This is a genomic window from Microcystis sp. M090S1, from assembly GCF_020246295.1.
Taxonomy (GTDB): Bacteria; Cyanobacteriota; Cyanobacteriia; order Cyanobacteriales; family Microcystaceae; genus Microcystis; species Microcystis aeruginosa.
Genome location: NZ_JADBTF010000097.1, coordinates 1 through 15,593, shown reverse-complemented (window position 1 = coordinate 15,593; position 15,593 = coordinate 1). Strand labels below are relative to the sequence as shown.

Genomic DNA, 15,593 nt, shown 5'->3' with positions numbered 1-15,593 from the left:
TTAAGAGCTTTTTGTAAGGTTTTCTTTTCTTCTAAGTCTAGGAAATCTTTGGCTGGCATAAGTAGGATTTTTCTAAAATTACTATTTCTATTTTAGGTGGTTTAAGTGCGTTTTAGCTTAGTATAACTTCTGCTGATCACCATAAGTGAGAGAAATTCACAAATATGAGATACACCCGATTGATAGTGAACACTCATCATATATTAATAAACATAAATAAATATGAAGTAATTTAAGTTTCAAGAAGAATGAACCCGATCTTTTTTACGATGGGGGTAAAAGTGATTTTCAATTTCTCAGGTTGAAAGATGAATCCAGATTAAGCTATCTCAACGATAAGAGGACAAGCCAATGTTTGAAGATTTTACCTATATTACCGATGAGGCTTTTTTAGAGAATTATTGGTGGGAAGAAAAAGTTATCTGTCCCCACTGCCAGGGCAAAGGAAGAATCTATCTAGAGACAGAGAATGAATCCGTCCCCTGTAAATTCTGTGAAGGTGAAGGCATGATTAAACGAAAACAAGAGGAAGCTAACTATTCCTAAAAATCTGTATAATTAGATACCATACATTAAAAATATTCTTGAGTTAAAACCTCTGGCTGACATTGTTTAATTTCGCTGTTAATTCCCAGGGCAGATTCCGATTGGAGGTCTTCGATATAACCGGATTGATGGGATAAAGCTTCAGAAAAACTCTCAAAAGGACCGAAATAATAGAGACATTTCGGCTGAGTGGTGGTGATCTCTATCCACCAAGGTTGAGGTGGTAAACTAGGCTTAATCGGGGCAGTTTCTGGGTCAAGAGGCCTTATACTGAGAATCTTAGCCCCTTGGCGCAGGAGGCGCTGTGTTTCTTGACTCATGCGGCTTTTAGGTACTCGCAGGACTGTCCGGGAGAAGCGTTGAGGCAAAGAGCCAGAAGAACCGGAAAAAACAACTTCATAGAGAAATATTTGATTCTCTCCCTGATTATTAGCCTCTAGCATACAGAAAAGATTCTCTTTTAAGGGTAAGGGTTAAAAAACAGACGCTACTTTGAGCAGATGACTCAAGCAAAATCATCTCCTAACAGAGTAGCGCATCTTGATACGATAGCATAGAGCGGCAAAAAGTTAGGTTTTGACCTACTCTCCCCTCACAGCATAGCTTGACGAGAGATTCTTCAACAAGAAGAACCCGATAGAGTTCTTTATGATGCTGTAGCCGAATCTAGGGCCGTTATCTTAATGGTGAGGTACAAAGTTTTTGTTTTTTGGAGTCGGTGGTCGATGCCAAATCCTGTTATACTTCATATTTATGAGAAACCCTGTCAATAGGGTTTGCGGCAAAAAGTTTTTCCTAGGGGTAGGGTGTGGGGTGTAGGGTGTAGGGTTTTCCCCATTTTTAGGTGGTCAATTACCTAATTTTCAGGGAAAAAGTCCCTAAATTTTCCCACCGAACAATCCAATGGCTGGCACTTTTTGATTTCAAAAATACCAAAAAATATTATCCAACAAGGTTTTTAGATTTATGCAGCAATCTCTCAATAATATTGACAACAAATAGAGTTTTTAAACAAATATGCAGCCACCAAAATTAAGCTTAGGAACCAGATTATTTTTATCCCATCTCCTCGTTATGGTGGTGGGATTGAGTAGCTTTATTATCATTGCTAAATTATCTTCTCCGCGAATGTTTGTTTTGCGTTTGGAACAGTTAGAAAGGCAGGGATTTTTTACCGTGCGATCAGCGAGAACTTTCTTGGTTAGGGGTTTTGAGACAGCTTGGGATAGTAGTGCCATTTGGTCATTCATTGCGGGAGGAAGTACGGCTGGTTATCTGAGTTTTTTGGTTTCTCAACGCATTATGAAACCGGTAAAACAAATGAAACAAATCACTAAAAATTTTGCTGAAGGGGATTTATCGGCGCGAGTTCCAGAAAGCGAAATCCCAGAATTAAATCAATTAGCCATCAGTTTTAATCAGATGGCGATTAGTTTAGCCGATGTGGAAAAACGGCGCCAGGAATTAATCGGTGATCTTACCCACGAATTACGCACCCCTTTAACTGTGGTACGGGGATATTTAGAAGAATTAGCCGATGGTGCGATCGAACCTAATCCAGAACTTTATCAGAAATTAGTGAAAGAAACCCGCAGGTTAGAACGTTTAACCCACGATCTACAGGAGCTATCGCGAGCGGAATCTGGTTATCTCTCGATTAAACTGCAACCTGTTAATTTATTGCCTTTGTTAAATTCTCTCATCGAAAAATTTGCCGATCAATTATTAGAAGATGGACCGACTTTACAGTTAGATTGTCCCCCCAATTTACCATCTGTCATGGCCGATCCCGATCGCCTCGAACAAATCTTAGTTAATCTGCTCGGTAATGCCATTCGTTACACCGATAATGGTGCAATTACCCTGCAAGTGACAAGGGACAAAAATCGCCTACAAATTGCCGTTATCGATACAGGAATTGGCATCGCAGCAGAGGATTTACCCTTTATTTTCGAGCGCTTTTGGCGGGCCGATCGTTCTCGTTCCCGTTATTCTGGGGGTAGTGGTATTGGTTTAGCGATTACCCGTCGTTTAGTGGAATTACACCAAAGTCAAATCGAGGTGAAAAGTGAATTAGGTAAAGGCAGCACTTTCCGTTTTTCCCTAGCAATATCGGCCAATTGAGAGATGGGGAAGTGGGGAACTGGGGAACTGGGGAACTGGGGAAGTGGAGCATTTGGCTGAAATTTCCCTAAACCCCTAAATCCCTATCACCCTATCTCCCTATCTCCCGACTCCCGACTCGGAGACTCCTATCTCCTGATAACTGATTAAATGCCGTGACTTTTGCCGATAACCCAATGACGACGGAAGAAGCGAGCGAGCGAAGTTTCTTCTAAGGATAAGTAAATCGGTCTTCCGTGGGGACAGGTGCGGGGATTACGGGTATTTTGCCAATCATCGAGTAAATTCTGCATTTCTTTTAAACTTAAAGCTGTACCGTTGCGGATAGCACTCCGGCAAGCGGTAGCAACCTGAGCGGTTTGTAAATCCCCCCCTAAACTTAATTCTAGTAAAGCATCAGCCCGATCCTCGCGTTCTTTGAGTAGAACAGGAATACTACGAATTGCCCAAGAGCGATCGCCAAAACTAGCAATTTCTAATCCTAAACGTTGTAATTGTTCGATTTGTCGAGTAGTTAACTGATTTAAGATGATCGGAGTATCTAACGGCACGATTTCCCAGTTATCCTCTAAACGTTCGTACAAAACCCGCTCATGGGCAATATGTTGTTCGACTAACCATAATCCGTGAGGATGTTCGGCAACTATGTAAGTTTGGTGAATTTGGGCTACTGCCTTTAATTCCAGCCGATTTTTCGGGTATTTCTCCCCTATTGTATAGGTGCTTTTTTCTTCGGCAGCCTTGAGAATTTGACTGACGCGCTGATTTTGCGCTTTTTCGGGTATATGTTCGGGATTTAGTCCTAACGCCTTATCTATGGCTGAAATTATCTGTTCTTGCCAAAAAATGAGGTTATGCAGGTATATTTCCGCTTTGGCTGGGTGACGATTCCAATCGATCGAACGAGGGTTAAGATGTAGATGGAGAAAACAAACGGGATAGCGATCTTTAGGGACTGTGCGAGCGAAAGCTTCAAATATTGCCTGTTCTAACTCCGATGAGCGCACCATTCGCCCATTAACAGCAATTCTAACCCAATCTGGTTGATGGCGAGAAATGCGATCGGGCAAACCAATGACTAATTCAATTTGAGCAGATTCTGCGTCAGGAGTCGTTAAGTCAAGTTTTAGCGATGCTAAATCGTTCAAATGCAGAGATTTAACTAATTGGGGTAATATTTGACTGGCATCCTTACCCGGACTAATGCGTAACCAATCTTGATGATCTTGAAAAACCTGCCAAGTAATTTGGGGATGACAGAGAGCAAAATTATGAATTAAAGTCTGTATATCCTTTAATTGTTTGTTAATTGACGGTAAAGCTTGACGACGGACGGGAAAGTTACCAAAGAGATTCTCTACCGTGACGATAGTACCGATAGCTATAGGAATCGTTTCTAAATTACCCGGCTCGCCTTGGTGATTGTAAAGACAATAACAACCTAAATCATCGTCATGGCGACTGGCAACCCGCAGATGCGCCACCTGTGCGATACTGTGCAAAGCTTCACCACGGAATCCGAGACTGGTAATCTGCCAAAGATCGTCGCGTTGGCGGATTTTGCTGGTACTGTGGGCATAGCTACACAGTTGCAAATCTTCTCTAGACATTCCCCTGCCGTTATCCGATACTTGTATTCGCCAGTTTTGGGGAGATATATCGATGTTAATCCTATCTGCCCCAGCATCAATGGCATTTTCGACTAATTCTCGCACCACAGCGCCTAAAGAGTCGATTACCTCTCCTGCGGCAATTAAATCGATTACGTCTTGGGGTAAAACTTGTATGGGCAAGGTCATCAATTAATGGTTTTAGCCAAGGGCAAACTCGGTATATTGTCGCACATGGGGCCCATGGTAATACTAAATCCGTTGAGTATAGGCTACATATCAGGAGAGGCACTCATGCAAGAGGCAAAGGGGATTTATGCCCCGCTCCAAAAACTTTTCGCCTTAAGGCGAGGTTTTAGACCCGATTTTTTCGATAACTTGGCAGTTAATCACACTATTAAAAACGGATTTGGTGTAAGACGGCCTAAATAAGTCGATATATGGTTCTGCTCGCTGTCTATGCCGGGGAGAAATCCCTCTGGCATTTCTCCAGTGCGGAATGTAGGCTAAAAATTGGCCCGGTCAGGAAATCTTGATGTTAAATTCCCCAAAAATTGCGCTAGGATCGGCTTCATAGCACAGGAAAGGCGATCGAGTGGGATAACCGATCCTGTGGCTTGAGAAGGTGACTGTATAATTGTTAGAGTGTCAATAGATCAATTCCAGAGGAATCATGAGCAATATCCAAGATAAAATTCAAGAAGAGCTAGAAAACGCCAGAACCGTCTGTAGTACGGAAGGTGCCACCTCTGGCGAATGCGCCGCCGCTTGGGATGCGGTGGAAGAATTACAAGCAGAAGCCGCTCACCAACGTCAGGACCACCCCCAAAAAACCTACTTCGAAAATTATTGTGATTCTAATCCCGATGCCGCCGAGTGTCGCATTTATGAAGATTAATGCAGTCAGGCAGCGGTTTTTTCTCTCCTCACAGTAGAATCCTAGCTTTAGGGCGATCTCAGCTATAAAGGGATCGCCCCTCGTTTTTTTGTTTGTTGGTCAAGCTGTGGCCGATTTTGGCTCCTGCGTCCGAAGACAGTAAAATATTGACAGTGTAATTATGTCTGAATAGTTTATGAATCAACTTTGGTTTCGTCCTCTCGTTTGGATAGATTATCGTTTAGCCGTCCTATTTACGGTGATTATTCCGGCAATTTTGTTAATTTGGTCTTTATTTGCAAAAATCGAATCATTACAAAAATTGTTTATTATCTATTGGCGAGTGGCTAGTCTTTTATTAATTACTGTATATTTAATGATCGCTTCCTGGCCGATTGGTTTTGTCACCAGTTTTTTAGCTAAGATTTTAATCCCGATTTCCCTCTGGTTTTGGGTGGATATTAACGATGAAATTAAAGATTTACCCTCCAGTCCAATTAAATTTGTCACCACTGCTTGGCGTTGGGCAGTAACGATTTATTGTCCTTTGGGCGCGATTTCTACCTTACCTTTTCTCTCCTGTGCTATGTCAGGGGAATTGCTAAATTCTCCCTATTGTCAAGTTTGGCAGGAAGCACCTTGGCAGTTTCGCGAGATTTTTCATTCAGAAGCTACCGCTAATGTTTTGGGCTTTTTTGGTTTAGTTGGTCTCTCTTTTTATACTCTCTATTTTGCCCATTTTCTTCTTATTCGCCTTGGCAAACAGGGACGTTCAGCTTTACAATAGTAGGTCTTTAGCTATCGATAATTAGCCATTTTTCTATGAATATTGGTAAACAACTCGAACAATACACCCTCAAAAATCCCCAAGAGGTTTTATTAGTGACTATTGTTGTGGATGGGGAGGAGGAAGAAATCTCTATTTTTAAAGGTTTTTCTAGTTCCCTTACCCGCGGCACCCCCTACGATCCCGATATTCCGATCATTCCTGAAACTGCTAGAGTTATTAAGATAGATCGTCTTGCTAGTCCTTATCATCCCCTTAATCCTCGCTATATCCAAGAAAATCTTACCTTAGAGGAAATGCAATCTTTACTGATTAATTGAACTGGTAATTTTGCTTGGATAATATCAGCACCCATCTCGATGGATTTAACAGCTTTTATTTACCATCCATAAACTTTGTCTATCTAGACAAGAGGTAAATTTTGCGGCGTTTTAGTGGTAAAATTACCAAAGAACAATAATCGCTGCCAGTATTCAAGCTGTCAAAGTGGATTTCATCCTCGGCATCGATCGAGAACAATCAAAAAACTTGAGAATAATCGGAGAATCTATGCAACTTAACCCACCTAACCAAGAACTATTACAAATTGAGTATTTAGTTACCTCTGCCACCGGTCAAAATATGGTTAAAGACGAGGGAAAAGATGTGATTAAAGGATTAACTAAAACCCCCAAAAGTTTACCATCTAAATATTTTTATGATCGGCAAGGGTCCCAACTTTTTGAAGCAATCTGTCAATTACCAGAATACTATCCCACTAGGACAGAAGCCGCTATTCTCCAAGAATATGCTCAAGAAATTGTCGCCTATACGGGTCCCTGCGAATTGATAGAATTAGGTAGTGGTAGTTCCACGAAAACTCGTCTGTTATTGGACGCTTATTATCGGCAACAAAAATCCTCTAAATATGTACCTATCGATGTTAGTGAAACTATTCTCAAAGCTAGTGCCATAGAATTACAAAAAGAATATCCTAATTTACCCATTCAGGGGTTAATTGGAACCTACGAACAGGCCTTAGCTTATTATCAAAACACTTCCTATAATACCAGAATGATTTTTTTCTTGGGAAGTTCGATCGGTAATTTTTCTGCATCTGAATGTGATAAATTCTTGGAAGAAATTGCCACTGTCCTAAAAGCTGGAGATTATTTTTTATTAGGGATTGATCTCCAAAAACAATCGGCAATTTTAGAAGCAGCTTATAATGATGCCCAAGGGGTGACAGCAGCTTTTAATTTAAATATGCTTTCCCATTTAAATTGGCGTTTTCAAGCTGATTTTAACCTTGATTTATTTAGTCATCAAGCTATCTATAATCAAGACAAATCCCAAATTGAAATGTATTTAATTTGTCAAAAAACTCACCATGTTCATCTTAAAAAAATCGATTTAACAGTTAATTTTCAAGCATCAGAAAGTATTTTGACAGAAATTTCGCGTAAATTCAACCTAGAAACCATGCAAAAAGACCTAGAATCAAAGGGATTAAAACCGCTTAGGGTTTTCACCGATCCTGAAAATTTATTCGGGTTAATTCTCTGTCAGTTATCCCTGTAAATAACGAAAACATTATCATCAGTAATAGAGGCATTAAAACATGGAAAATATTCAAGCACAGGCTCCTATATCTCTAAATAAATGTAGTCGAGAAAATCTACTGGACTATTTTGAAAATGCTTGGCAATTAGAAGATATGCTGTTAAAAAGCATCATCAAAGAAGAAGCTTTTTATTGTAACCCTGACGATTTAAGAAATCCCCTCATTTTTTATTTAGGTCATGCTGCCGCTTTTTATCTTAATAAATTGCAGCTGGTTAACCTATTAAAAAAAAGCCCTAATCCTGACTACGAATTATTGTTTGGAGTGGGAGTAGATCCGGCAACTCCCGCAGAATTAAACTCTGCTATCGCCCATATTCAGTGGCCCGGGGTGGCTAAGGTTTGGGAATATCGGCAACAAGTCTATGAAATTGTGGTCGAAATAATTAAAAATATCCCCCTTAATCTTCCTATTCATCCTCAGCATTCTCTCTGGTCATTAATGATGGGAATTGAGCATCAGCGTGTTCACTTTGAAACATCTTCAATGTTACTCAGACAACTGCCCTTAGAGCGTCTGCAACGTCCTCAAGGGTGGCATTATGCCCCTTCTTTTGGTCAAGCTTATCCTAACCAAATGGTGGAGGTCTCTGGGGGAATAGTGGAAATTGGTAAACCCCAAGATTCTCCTATTTATGGTTGGGATAATGAGTATGGTTATCGGCAAGTTCAAGTTAACAATTTTCTGGTGAGTAAATATATGATTACCAACGGAGAATTTCAAGAATTTGTCGATAATGGTGGCTACGAAAATCCCAGCTATTGGGATGAAGAAGCTTGGCAATGGAAAAATCATTATCGAGTCAAATATCCTAAATTTTGGCTGGTAGATGAGCGAGGAAATTATCAATATCGAGCCATGTTTGATGCTCTCGATTTACCTCTTGATTGGCCGGTAGAAGTGAACTATTATGAAGCGATCGCCTACTGTCGTTTTCAAGGTCAAGGAATACGTTTAATGACGGAAGCTGAGTGGAATTTAGCCACCTATGGCAGTCAAAAAAATCGATGTTATACCCTAGAAAACGATAACTTTGAGGACTATAACCTCAATTTAAAATTCTGTTCTCCCACTCCCGTAGGAATGTTAAAAAATGCTGGCAATAACTCAGAAATTGATGATTTACGCGGTAACGTCTGGGAATGGCTAGAAGATGATTTTAATCCCTTAACTGACTTTCAACCCCATTACCTCTATGCTGACAATTCCACTCCTTTCTTTAATAGTCAACATAAAATGATGTTAGGAGGAGCTTGGGTGACTAACGGCACAGAAATCCTACCCTACTATCGCAATTGGTTTCGCCGGAATTTTTATCAACACGCTGGTTTTAGAATCGCACAAAGTCTTTAGGTGGGGTGTGGGGTGTGGGGTGTGGGGTTTTACCCATTTTCAGGGAAAAAGTGCCTAATTTTCCCCCCCGATTACTGCAAAGGCCAGCACTTTTTGATGTCAAAAAAGCCTAAAGATATTATCCAACAAGGTTTTTAGATTTATTCTGCAAACCCTAGGTAATTGCCAATTTCAAGAAAAAATTCCTGTAACAGTTGCCCCTCGATCGCTACAATAGAACCTAGTAGAGCGCGGATAAAATCGATTACCATGAATCAACCTGCAATTTTTCATCTCGCTATTCCGATTACCGATGTGTCCAGTGCTAAAAGCTTTTACTGTGATGGTTTAGGTTGTTTAGCGGGAAGGGAAACCGAGAAAGCGATTATCTTAAATTTCTCCGGTCATCAGGTAGTCGCTCACGTCACCGAAATGCCTCTTACTCCCCAAAATAGCATTTATCCTCGCCATTTTGGTCTAATTCTGCCGGATGCCAGCGATTGGGACAATCTTCTCGAAAAAGCGCGAGTCAATCAACTAAAATTTTATCTAGAACCAAAAACTCGCTTTACTGGGGAGATAACCGAACATAAAACCTTTTTCCTGGAGGATCCTTTCTATAATCTCCTGGAATTCAAACATTATCGCCACTACGAAGCTATTTTTGCCAGTCGGGAATTAACAGCGATCGGCGATCGAGCTTGAAATAAACAACAGGTGACTTTTTTGTAACCGGTTAGTCCTCTCCTCAATCGAGACAAAAATAGGGGAACTTCGCTCAGATTTTCTCATCAAAACTAAAAAAACCTTGGCTGGCAATGATCAATTCTTAGGAAATCTATGAAAAAACTTTTATTGTTAACCCTATTCATTATCGGTCTAGGATTTGCTCTCTTTAACTTTACTGGATTAGCAAATCGGGGCGAATATCAATCAATTTTGATCGACTTTAAAGACGATATACCCGTCAGCGTCCTCGATGAGCAGTTAAATACTATCAACAAAAAAGCGGGAAAACCCACCAGTTTAAATAGTATCTTTTCCATCGATGAACATCTTTACATTATCGATGGAGATAGCAAACTCCTGAAAAATCTCCGCAATTCCGACCTAAAAAAATACACCGAATCGATCGAACCCGATTATATTTATCATACTTTTATCGCCCCCAATGACCCCGACTATAGCAAACAGTGGAACCTAAGGGGAATTAACATCGAACGTGCTTGGGAAGAAAATCACGGTGAAGGGATCACCGTCGCCGTTATTGATACAGGCGTATCAATAGTTCCCGATCTGCGAGAAACCGAGTTTGTCGAAGGCTACGACTTCGTCAACGATCGCAGCAATGCCGAGGACGATAACGGTCACGGAACCCATGTAGCGGGAACAATTGCCCAATCGACCAACAATAACTACGGGGTGGCCGGCATCGCCTACAAAGCCAAAATTATGCCCCTCAAGGTGCTTTCCGGGACGGGTGGGGGAACCGTGGGAGATATTGCCGAAGCGATCCGTTTTGCCGTCGATAATAAGGCCGATGTCATCAATATGAGTTTAGGGGGTGGAGGGGAAACCCAAGTAATGAAAGAGGCGATCGAATATGCCTATAGCAAAGGTGTGGTAATCGTCGCCGCTGCCGGTAATGCCGATGATAATTCCGCCGCCTATCCCGCCCGTTTTCCGCACGTTATCGGCGTTTCTGCGGTAGATGCCTCCGGAAATAAAGCCCCCTATTCTAATTTCGGGGCTGGAATCGATATTGCTGCCCCAGGCGGCTCCGATACGGGTAAAATTGTCCAAGAAACCATCGATCCGGCTAAGGGGGGGGAACCGGCGTTCCTCGGTTTTCAGGGAACCAGCATGGCGGCCCCTCACGTTGCCGGGGTGGTAGCTTTAATCAAGGCTGCGGGAATTAAAGAACCCAATGCAGTTTTAGAGGTTTTGCAACAGTCGGCCCGTAAGATCAATGATGATCCCTTTAATCATTTTGGGGCCGGACAATTAGACGCGGGCAATGCCCTACAATTGGCCCTGAAAGGACAGATTACTTTCCGGGATTTTTGGCGTTGGTTGCGCGATAACGGTTATCTCAATCCCCGTTTCTGGATTGATGGCGGCGCGGTGGCGGTTTTGCCCAAAATGGCCATGGTTTTGGGTTCTTATCTTCTTGCTTGGCTACTGAGAAGTTATTTTCCCTTCTCCTGGAACGGATTTTTGAATGCTGGTCTAATTTTTGGCAGTTCTGGCTTATTTTTCCTCAGAGGTCTTTATATCTTCGATTTACCCCAATGGCCTTTCCGAGTGATGGGGAGTTCTCTTTCCGACCTAGGAGGTGTTATTCAGGGAAGTTCTGCCCTTAATCCGCTTTTTGCTAGTGTTATCCTGCCCTTTGTCCTGATTGCTCTGCTTTTGGGTCATCCCCAAGCAAAATGGTTAGCGGTGGGGGTATCTTTAGCTATGGCGGTGACTTTAGGTATCAGTGCTGTTATCCATCCTACTCTGATCTGGTTAGGTTCTGGTACGATCGCTCGGACATTTTTGGGCGTAAATGCGCTTTTATGTCTCGGTTTAGGTTATTTAGCCCTAAAAAGTGCTACTTCATCCCGATACGCTTAAACAGGGGTTACAATGGGACAATAAGGGTGATTTACCGATAAAAACCTCTTTGGTTTTGGTATCTTCCTTTTGTTTTGCATTGAGTTCTCCTACAACAGCAGCCTCGGACATTAACCGAGGTTTTTTCTTTATGGTGTATGTTAGTTTCTAAGGGTTTTTTGGGAATCCCCAATCCCTATCTCGAAAGTTTCCCCCAATACCCCCTCGAATCATCGAGTTTATCTATTGTCTCTTTTCTAAGGTGTCTATCGTGTCAAATCATAAAATTCTCGTTATCGATGACAGTAAAGTGATCAGGATGCACGTTCGCGATATGTTACCAGAGGGTAACTTTGAATTTCTCGAAGCTAAAGACGGATTAGAGGGTTATAATCTCATCCGTACCGAAAACCCGAATTTGATTATTTTGGACTTCCTTCTCCCGAAAATGAGCGGTTGGGAGGTGTTTCAGCAAATCCAAACCGAAGATAATCTCAAAAGTATCCCCCTAGTGTTAATGTCGGGACGGAAAGAGGAGGTAGTAGAGAAAATCCCCGAACCTTTCCAGCATTTTGCCTTTATTGAGAAGCCTTTCGACCAAAAACAATTGGTACAAGCGATTAAAGAAGCGAGGGCTAAGGCCAAACAATATTCCCCCAAACCAACAGTTTTTAGCCCGAAACTAGAGGAACTCACCGGGGATTATAGCACCGATATTCAGACTCTCCGGTCCCAAATTGCCCAAATGCAAACAGAAATGGAAACTATGAAGAAACAAATGTCTCAATTAGTGGCTTTTATTAAGAAAAAACTGGTCTAGAACTATTCAGCCCGATTTTTGATGACTTGGGCAAGCAGTTATCCTTATCCGGCGGTGCCAATCTCTGGCTAATCTCCTATCCCTTTTAAACAGGATTTAGGATAATATGAAGTAGTCTTTATTTGGTGAGTGACTAATACTAAATCCGTTGAGTATAGGCTACTTATAAGGATAGGCACTCATGCAAGAGGCACTCATGCAAAAGGAGGAATAGATAATCAGTCTTTAATAACTGGATTTAGTATAAGTTATTAGTTAACTGATAACTAATTATGATACTAAATCCGTTGAGTATAGGCTACTTATAAGGATAGGCACTCATGCAAGAGGCACTCATGCAAAAAGAGGAATAGATAATCAGTCTTTAATAACTGGATTTAGTATGAATTGGCAAGAAATAGCAGGTAATTGGGTTTTTCTCCCCCGTCGTCCCCGGGGTATCATTCACTTTTTAGGGGGGGCATTTGTGGCGGCGGCCCCGAATATTACCTATCGTTGGTTATTAGAAAGTCTTGGGAATTCAGGATATGCTATTGTTGCTACTCCCTTTGTTAATACCCTCGATCACAAATCGATCGCCCGCACAGTTTTAAACCGTTTTGATAATATTATTGAACGTCTGCGCTGGAATCATAGTCTGCCCCAAGGTTATCTCCCCATCTACGGATTGGGTCACAGTATGGGGTGTAAACTACATTTATTAATCGGTAGTCTCTACGAAGTGGAACGGGCGGGAAATATCCTCATTTCCTTTAATAATTATCCCATTCGTCGAGCTATTCCCTTTATCGAACCTTTGCAAATTGACACCACTTTTAACCTCGAATTTACTCCTTCCCCCGAAGAAACAAACGAGTTAATTTTCCAAGATTATGCCATTCGTCGCAATCTTTTAATCCGTTTTCAAGACGACACGATCGATCAATCTCTGGTATTAAATCCCCTGCTAAAAAAACGCTTTAATGATTTAATTGCCCTGCGAACTCTCCCGGGCAATCATCTCACTCCCTTGAGTCAAGATGTCAGTTGGCAAACCGGAGAAGTATTTACTCCCCTCGATGCGATCGGCCAATGGTTAAAACAGGGACTTGCCCGGGATAATTCCCGTCTCAAAGATGAGATTCTCCACTGGTTAAATCCCGTCCTTCCAGCCTCTCGTTAGCTTTCCTCTAGATTAATCCCCATTGCCCGTAATTGCGCCTCTATGCGGGCTAATTTTGCTTCAGCCAATTCGGCCCGTTGACGTTCCTGTTGGGCTTGCTGTTCGGCTAATTCAGCCTTTTGCTTGATTTCTAGGGTGGTCAAAAACCGCGAGCCATCGGGATAAAAAATAGCTAACTGGGGACTCTCCAGTTGAAAACGGATCTGTAGAAGCGGACTCTGCCAATTATCGATCGCAGGAATCATCTCCAAGTGATCACCCCTTCGCCACCAACCCTGTAGATAATTAGCATCGGGATCGTAGAGATAATATTCTTCTACGCCAAAACGCTGATAAAATTGCCATTTTCGGCGCATTTCCGCTTTATTGTTGCCTGGAGAGAGAATTTCAAAGACTACCTGCGGCGCAATCTGGTTCTCTAACCATTGCTTATAGGAACCTCGATCGCCCTTGGGTCTGCCAAACACCACCATAGCATCTGGCGCTTGACAGGTTTTATTATCCCCCTCGACCGGATACCACAACAGATCGCCGGCGATAAACACATTGTCATTCTCTGCGAATAAACATTCGAGATTTTCCTTGATCGTCACGATCCAGCGAAACTGTTTGGTATTATCGGCCATCGGTTTACCGTCACTATCGGGATAGATAATCTCCGACTCAGAGAAAGATATCGCTTTTACCATCGTTCTACTCCCTAGTGTACTAACTATTTAGTATAGCCTTAAATTCCCTGACGAAAGAGGGCAAAAGCCGAAGTATAACCGTGTAAAAAAGTGCGACCGCCCACCGGCCCGATTTCTCCGTTGCCAAAGAAGCCAGCGAGGGGAACATTGGCGAAATAACGCTGAAAAAGACCCGAATCAAAGTCCGGTTTTTCGTAGAGATTTTCCCCGCGACCGAGACAGGAAAAGATCAAAGCACCTAGTATATCTGAACTAGCGGGTTTTTCTTGGGGAAAAGCTTGCAAAAGTAATTCTAAATCTAGGGCGGAAGTCTCGGCATCGCGCAGGTGAAATTGTACCCGCTGCCCCGGACGAACTTGATCGCCAATTGCGATCGCACCTTGGCGAGGATCTACTCCCAAAACATTGCGAATTAAGAAATCTCCGGGCCGCAACTGCATTTTAAACTCATCCCTAGCAATACCGATAAAAAGGGAGTGTTGCGCTAATTCTCGGTCTTTTTCCCTCAAGGAGGGGATTAAAGCCCGCAGTAGATTTAAAGGTGGTTGCGGGGTCCCATCGGCCCCTTTACCGGTCATGGAGATGATAATATTGCGTTCTCCCTCACTCACCTGATAAATCGGTCCGATGGGACGACAACCCTGGGCGACGATAGTTTCGACGATAATTTTGCCAGAAAGGGCGATTCCTACGGTTCCCTGACGATAGAGATAGGTATTACGGGGTTTTTGTTGATCGTGGTAGAATAGACCCCCAGAACGTTCAATCATGCCACCACTGACTAAACCGCCGATTTTGGCCGAACTGGGGTAGGCAAAATCTAAACCCTCTAACAGATCATTGATGCGACTGGAAAAAGGATCGGCTAAAAGGATAAATTGGGGATTTTTGGCCGCTTCTACCCCTAATAATTCTGTCCAACTAGAGGGGGAACTGTCGAGATCGGGCATTTCCGCCGCTTCGATATAGAAAGGCTGTACTTCCACATTGGGCAAATGGGCGACGGTGAGACTTAAAGCCGGACTCGCTTCGATTTCTCGCGCTTTTTCCCTGTCATCCATGCCGACAATCCCCGCCCCACCGCAGCCGATCAGGACAGGAACGGGGAGTTTATCCAAGATTAAGGGAACTAAACGGGGATAGTCGCTGGCATAGGCAGAAGAAATAAAAATTATGGCTAAATCTGCCGATCCAACTAATTTATCTTCCACTTTTTCCACTACCTCCGTCACCGCCGCTTCTAGGGAGGGACGGGTTGATAGGGCATTAATCCACTCGATGCGATCGCTCATCGAAAATTTGGGTCTGAAACCCCGCCGTTTTACGGCGGCTTTACCGTTAAATACTAGCGCATTTAGACGATATATTCTAGAATGTGAGGCATGGAAAAAGCCTATTCGTTTCGATTTTACCCCACACCAACACAAGAGTCGCTATTGCGGCGC

16 protein-coding genes are annotated in these 15,593 nt (G+C 42.5%); 12 read left to right on the top strand and 4 right to left on the bottom strand.

Annotation, left to right across the window (positions count from 1 at the left end):
• The first annotated feature begins 351 nt into the window (after window positions 1-351).
• Window positions 352-546 (top strand): hypothetical protein, encoded by a 195-nt coding sequence (locus tag IM477_RS04600; protein WP_079207451.1) that lies wholly within the window; start codon window positions 352-354, stop codon window positions 544-546.
• 26 nt (window positions 547-572) lie between these two features.
• Here IM477_RS04600 and IM477_RS04595 read toward each other — a convergent pair whose 3' ends face one another.
• Complete coding sequence (locus tag IM477_RS04595) at window positions 573-989, bottom strand: DUF1816 domain-containing protein (RefSeq protein ID WP_004162910.1); 417 nt, start codon at window positions 987-989, stop codon at window positions 573-575.
• Between the two features lie 574 nt (window positions 990-1,563).
• On the opposite strand from IM477_RS04595, the gene IM477_RS04585 reads away from it, so the two are divergent.
• Window positions 1,564-2,670, top strand: a complete 1,107-nt coding sequence (locus IM477_RS04585; protein WP_287730703.1) for a sensor histidine kinase — start codon at window positions 1,564-1,566, stop codon at window positions 2,668-2,670.
• 146 nt (window positions 2,671-2,816) lie between these two features.
• On the opposite strand, the gene mutL is transcribed toward IM477_RS04585, so the two are convergent.
• Window positions 2,817-4,469: a DNA mismatch repair endonuclease MutL gene (gene mutL, locus IM477_RS04580; protein ID WP_287730702.1), complete on the bottom strand. Its 1,653-nt coding sequence runs from the start codon at window positions 4,467-4,469 to the stop codon at window positions 2,817-2,819.
• 484 nt (window positions 4,470-4,953) lie between these two features.
• Here mutL and IM477_RS04575 point away from each other — a divergent pair, with 484 nt between their 5' ends.
• The 9 genes from IM477_RS04575 (at window position 4,954) to IM477_RS04535 (ending at window position 13,459) form a co-directional block, all read left to right on the top strand.
• The gene (locus IM477_RS04575; RefSeq protein WP_287673219.1) at window positions 4,954-5,178 is read left to right on the top strand and encodes a Calvin cycle protein CP12; all 225 of its coding nucleotides are present in this window, start codon (window positions 4,954-4,956) and stop codon (window positions 5,176-5,178) included.
• A gap of 175 nt (window positions 5,179-5,353) precedes the next feature.
• On the top strand, window positions 5,354-5,944 hold the full coding sequence (locus tag IM477_RS04570) for a DUF3177 family protein (RefSeq protein ID WP_287673218.1): 591 nt from the start codon (window positions 5,354-5,356) through the stop codon (window positions 5,942-5,944).
• Window positions 5,945-5,979: 35 nt separating this feature from the next.
• On the top strand, window positions 5,980-6,264 hold the full coding sequence (locus IM477_RS04565; RefSeq protein WP_287730701.1) for a DUF7734 family protein: 285 nt from the start codon (window positions 5,980-5,982) through the stop codon (window positions 6,262-6,264).
• A 229-nt stretch (window positions 6,265-6,493) separates the two neighbouring features.
• On the top strand, window positions 6,494-7,504 hold the full coding sequence (gene egtD, locus IM477_RS04560) for an L-histidine N(alpha)-methyltransferase (protein ID WP_287730700.1): 1,011 nt from the start codon (window positions 6,494-6,496) through the stop codon (window positions 7,502-7,504).
• 40 nt (window positions 7,505-7,544) lie between these two features.
• Window positions 7,545-8,900: a 5-histidylcysteine sulfoxide synthase gene (gene ovoA / locus IM477_RS04555; protein ID WP_287730699.1), complete on the top strand. Its 1,356-nt coding sequence runs from the start codon at window positions 7,545-7,547 to the stop codon at window positions 8,898-8,900.
• 249 nt (window positions 8,901-9,149) lie between these two features.
• Window positions 9,150-9,584 (top strand): VOC family protein, encoded by a 435-nt coding sequence (locus IM477_RS04550; protein WP_004162898.1) that lies wholly within the window; start codon window positions 9,150-9,152, stop codon window positions 9,582-9,584.
• 135 nt (window positions 9,585-9,719) lie between these two features.
• Entirely contained in the window at window positions 9,720-11,498 is a 1,779-nt protein-coding gene (locus IM477_RS04545) for a S8 family peptidase (RefSeq protein ID WP_287730698.1), read from the top strand.
• 250 nt (window positions 11,499-11,748) lie between these two features.
• Window positions 11,749-12,297, top strand: coding sequence for a response regulator (locus tag IM477_RS04540; RefSeq protein WP_287730697.1), 549 nt, complete (start codon window positions 11,749-11,751; stop codon window positions 12,295-12,297).
• A 382-nt stretch (window positions 12,298-12,679) separates the two neighbouring features.
• A complete protein-coding gene (locus tag IM477_RS04535) occupies window positions 12,680-13,459 on the top strand; it encodes a DUF1350 family protein (protein ID WP_004162891.1) in 780 nt (259 codons plus the stop codon).
• On the opposite strand, the gene IM477_RS04530 is transcribed toward IM477_RS04535, so the two are convergent.
• Window positions 13,456-14,148 carry a Uma2 family endonuclease gene (locus IM477_RS04530; protein WP_287730696.1) on the bottom strand — a complete coding sequence of 231 codons (693 nt, stop codon included), beginning with the start codon at window positions 14,146-14,148 and terminating at the stop codon, window positions 13,456-13,458. The two genes, IM477_RS04535 and IM477_RS04530, sit on opposite strands and share 4 nt — an antisense overlap.
• A 38-nt stretch (window positions 14,149-14,186) precedes the next feature.
• On the bottom strand, window positions 14,187-15,440 hold the full coding sequence (locus IM477_RS04525; protein ID WP_287730695.1) for an FIST signal transduction protein: 1,254 nt from the start codon (window positions 15,438-15,440) through the stop codon (window positions 14,187-14,189).
• Between the two features lie 90 nt (window positions 15,441-15,530).
• Here IM477_RS04525 and IM477_RS04520 point away from each other — a divergent pair.
• Window positions 15,531-15,593 (top strand): helix-turn-helix domain-containing protein (locus IM477_RS04520; RefSeq protein WP_287730706.1); only part of this gene is annotated, 63 nt, incomplete at its 3' end.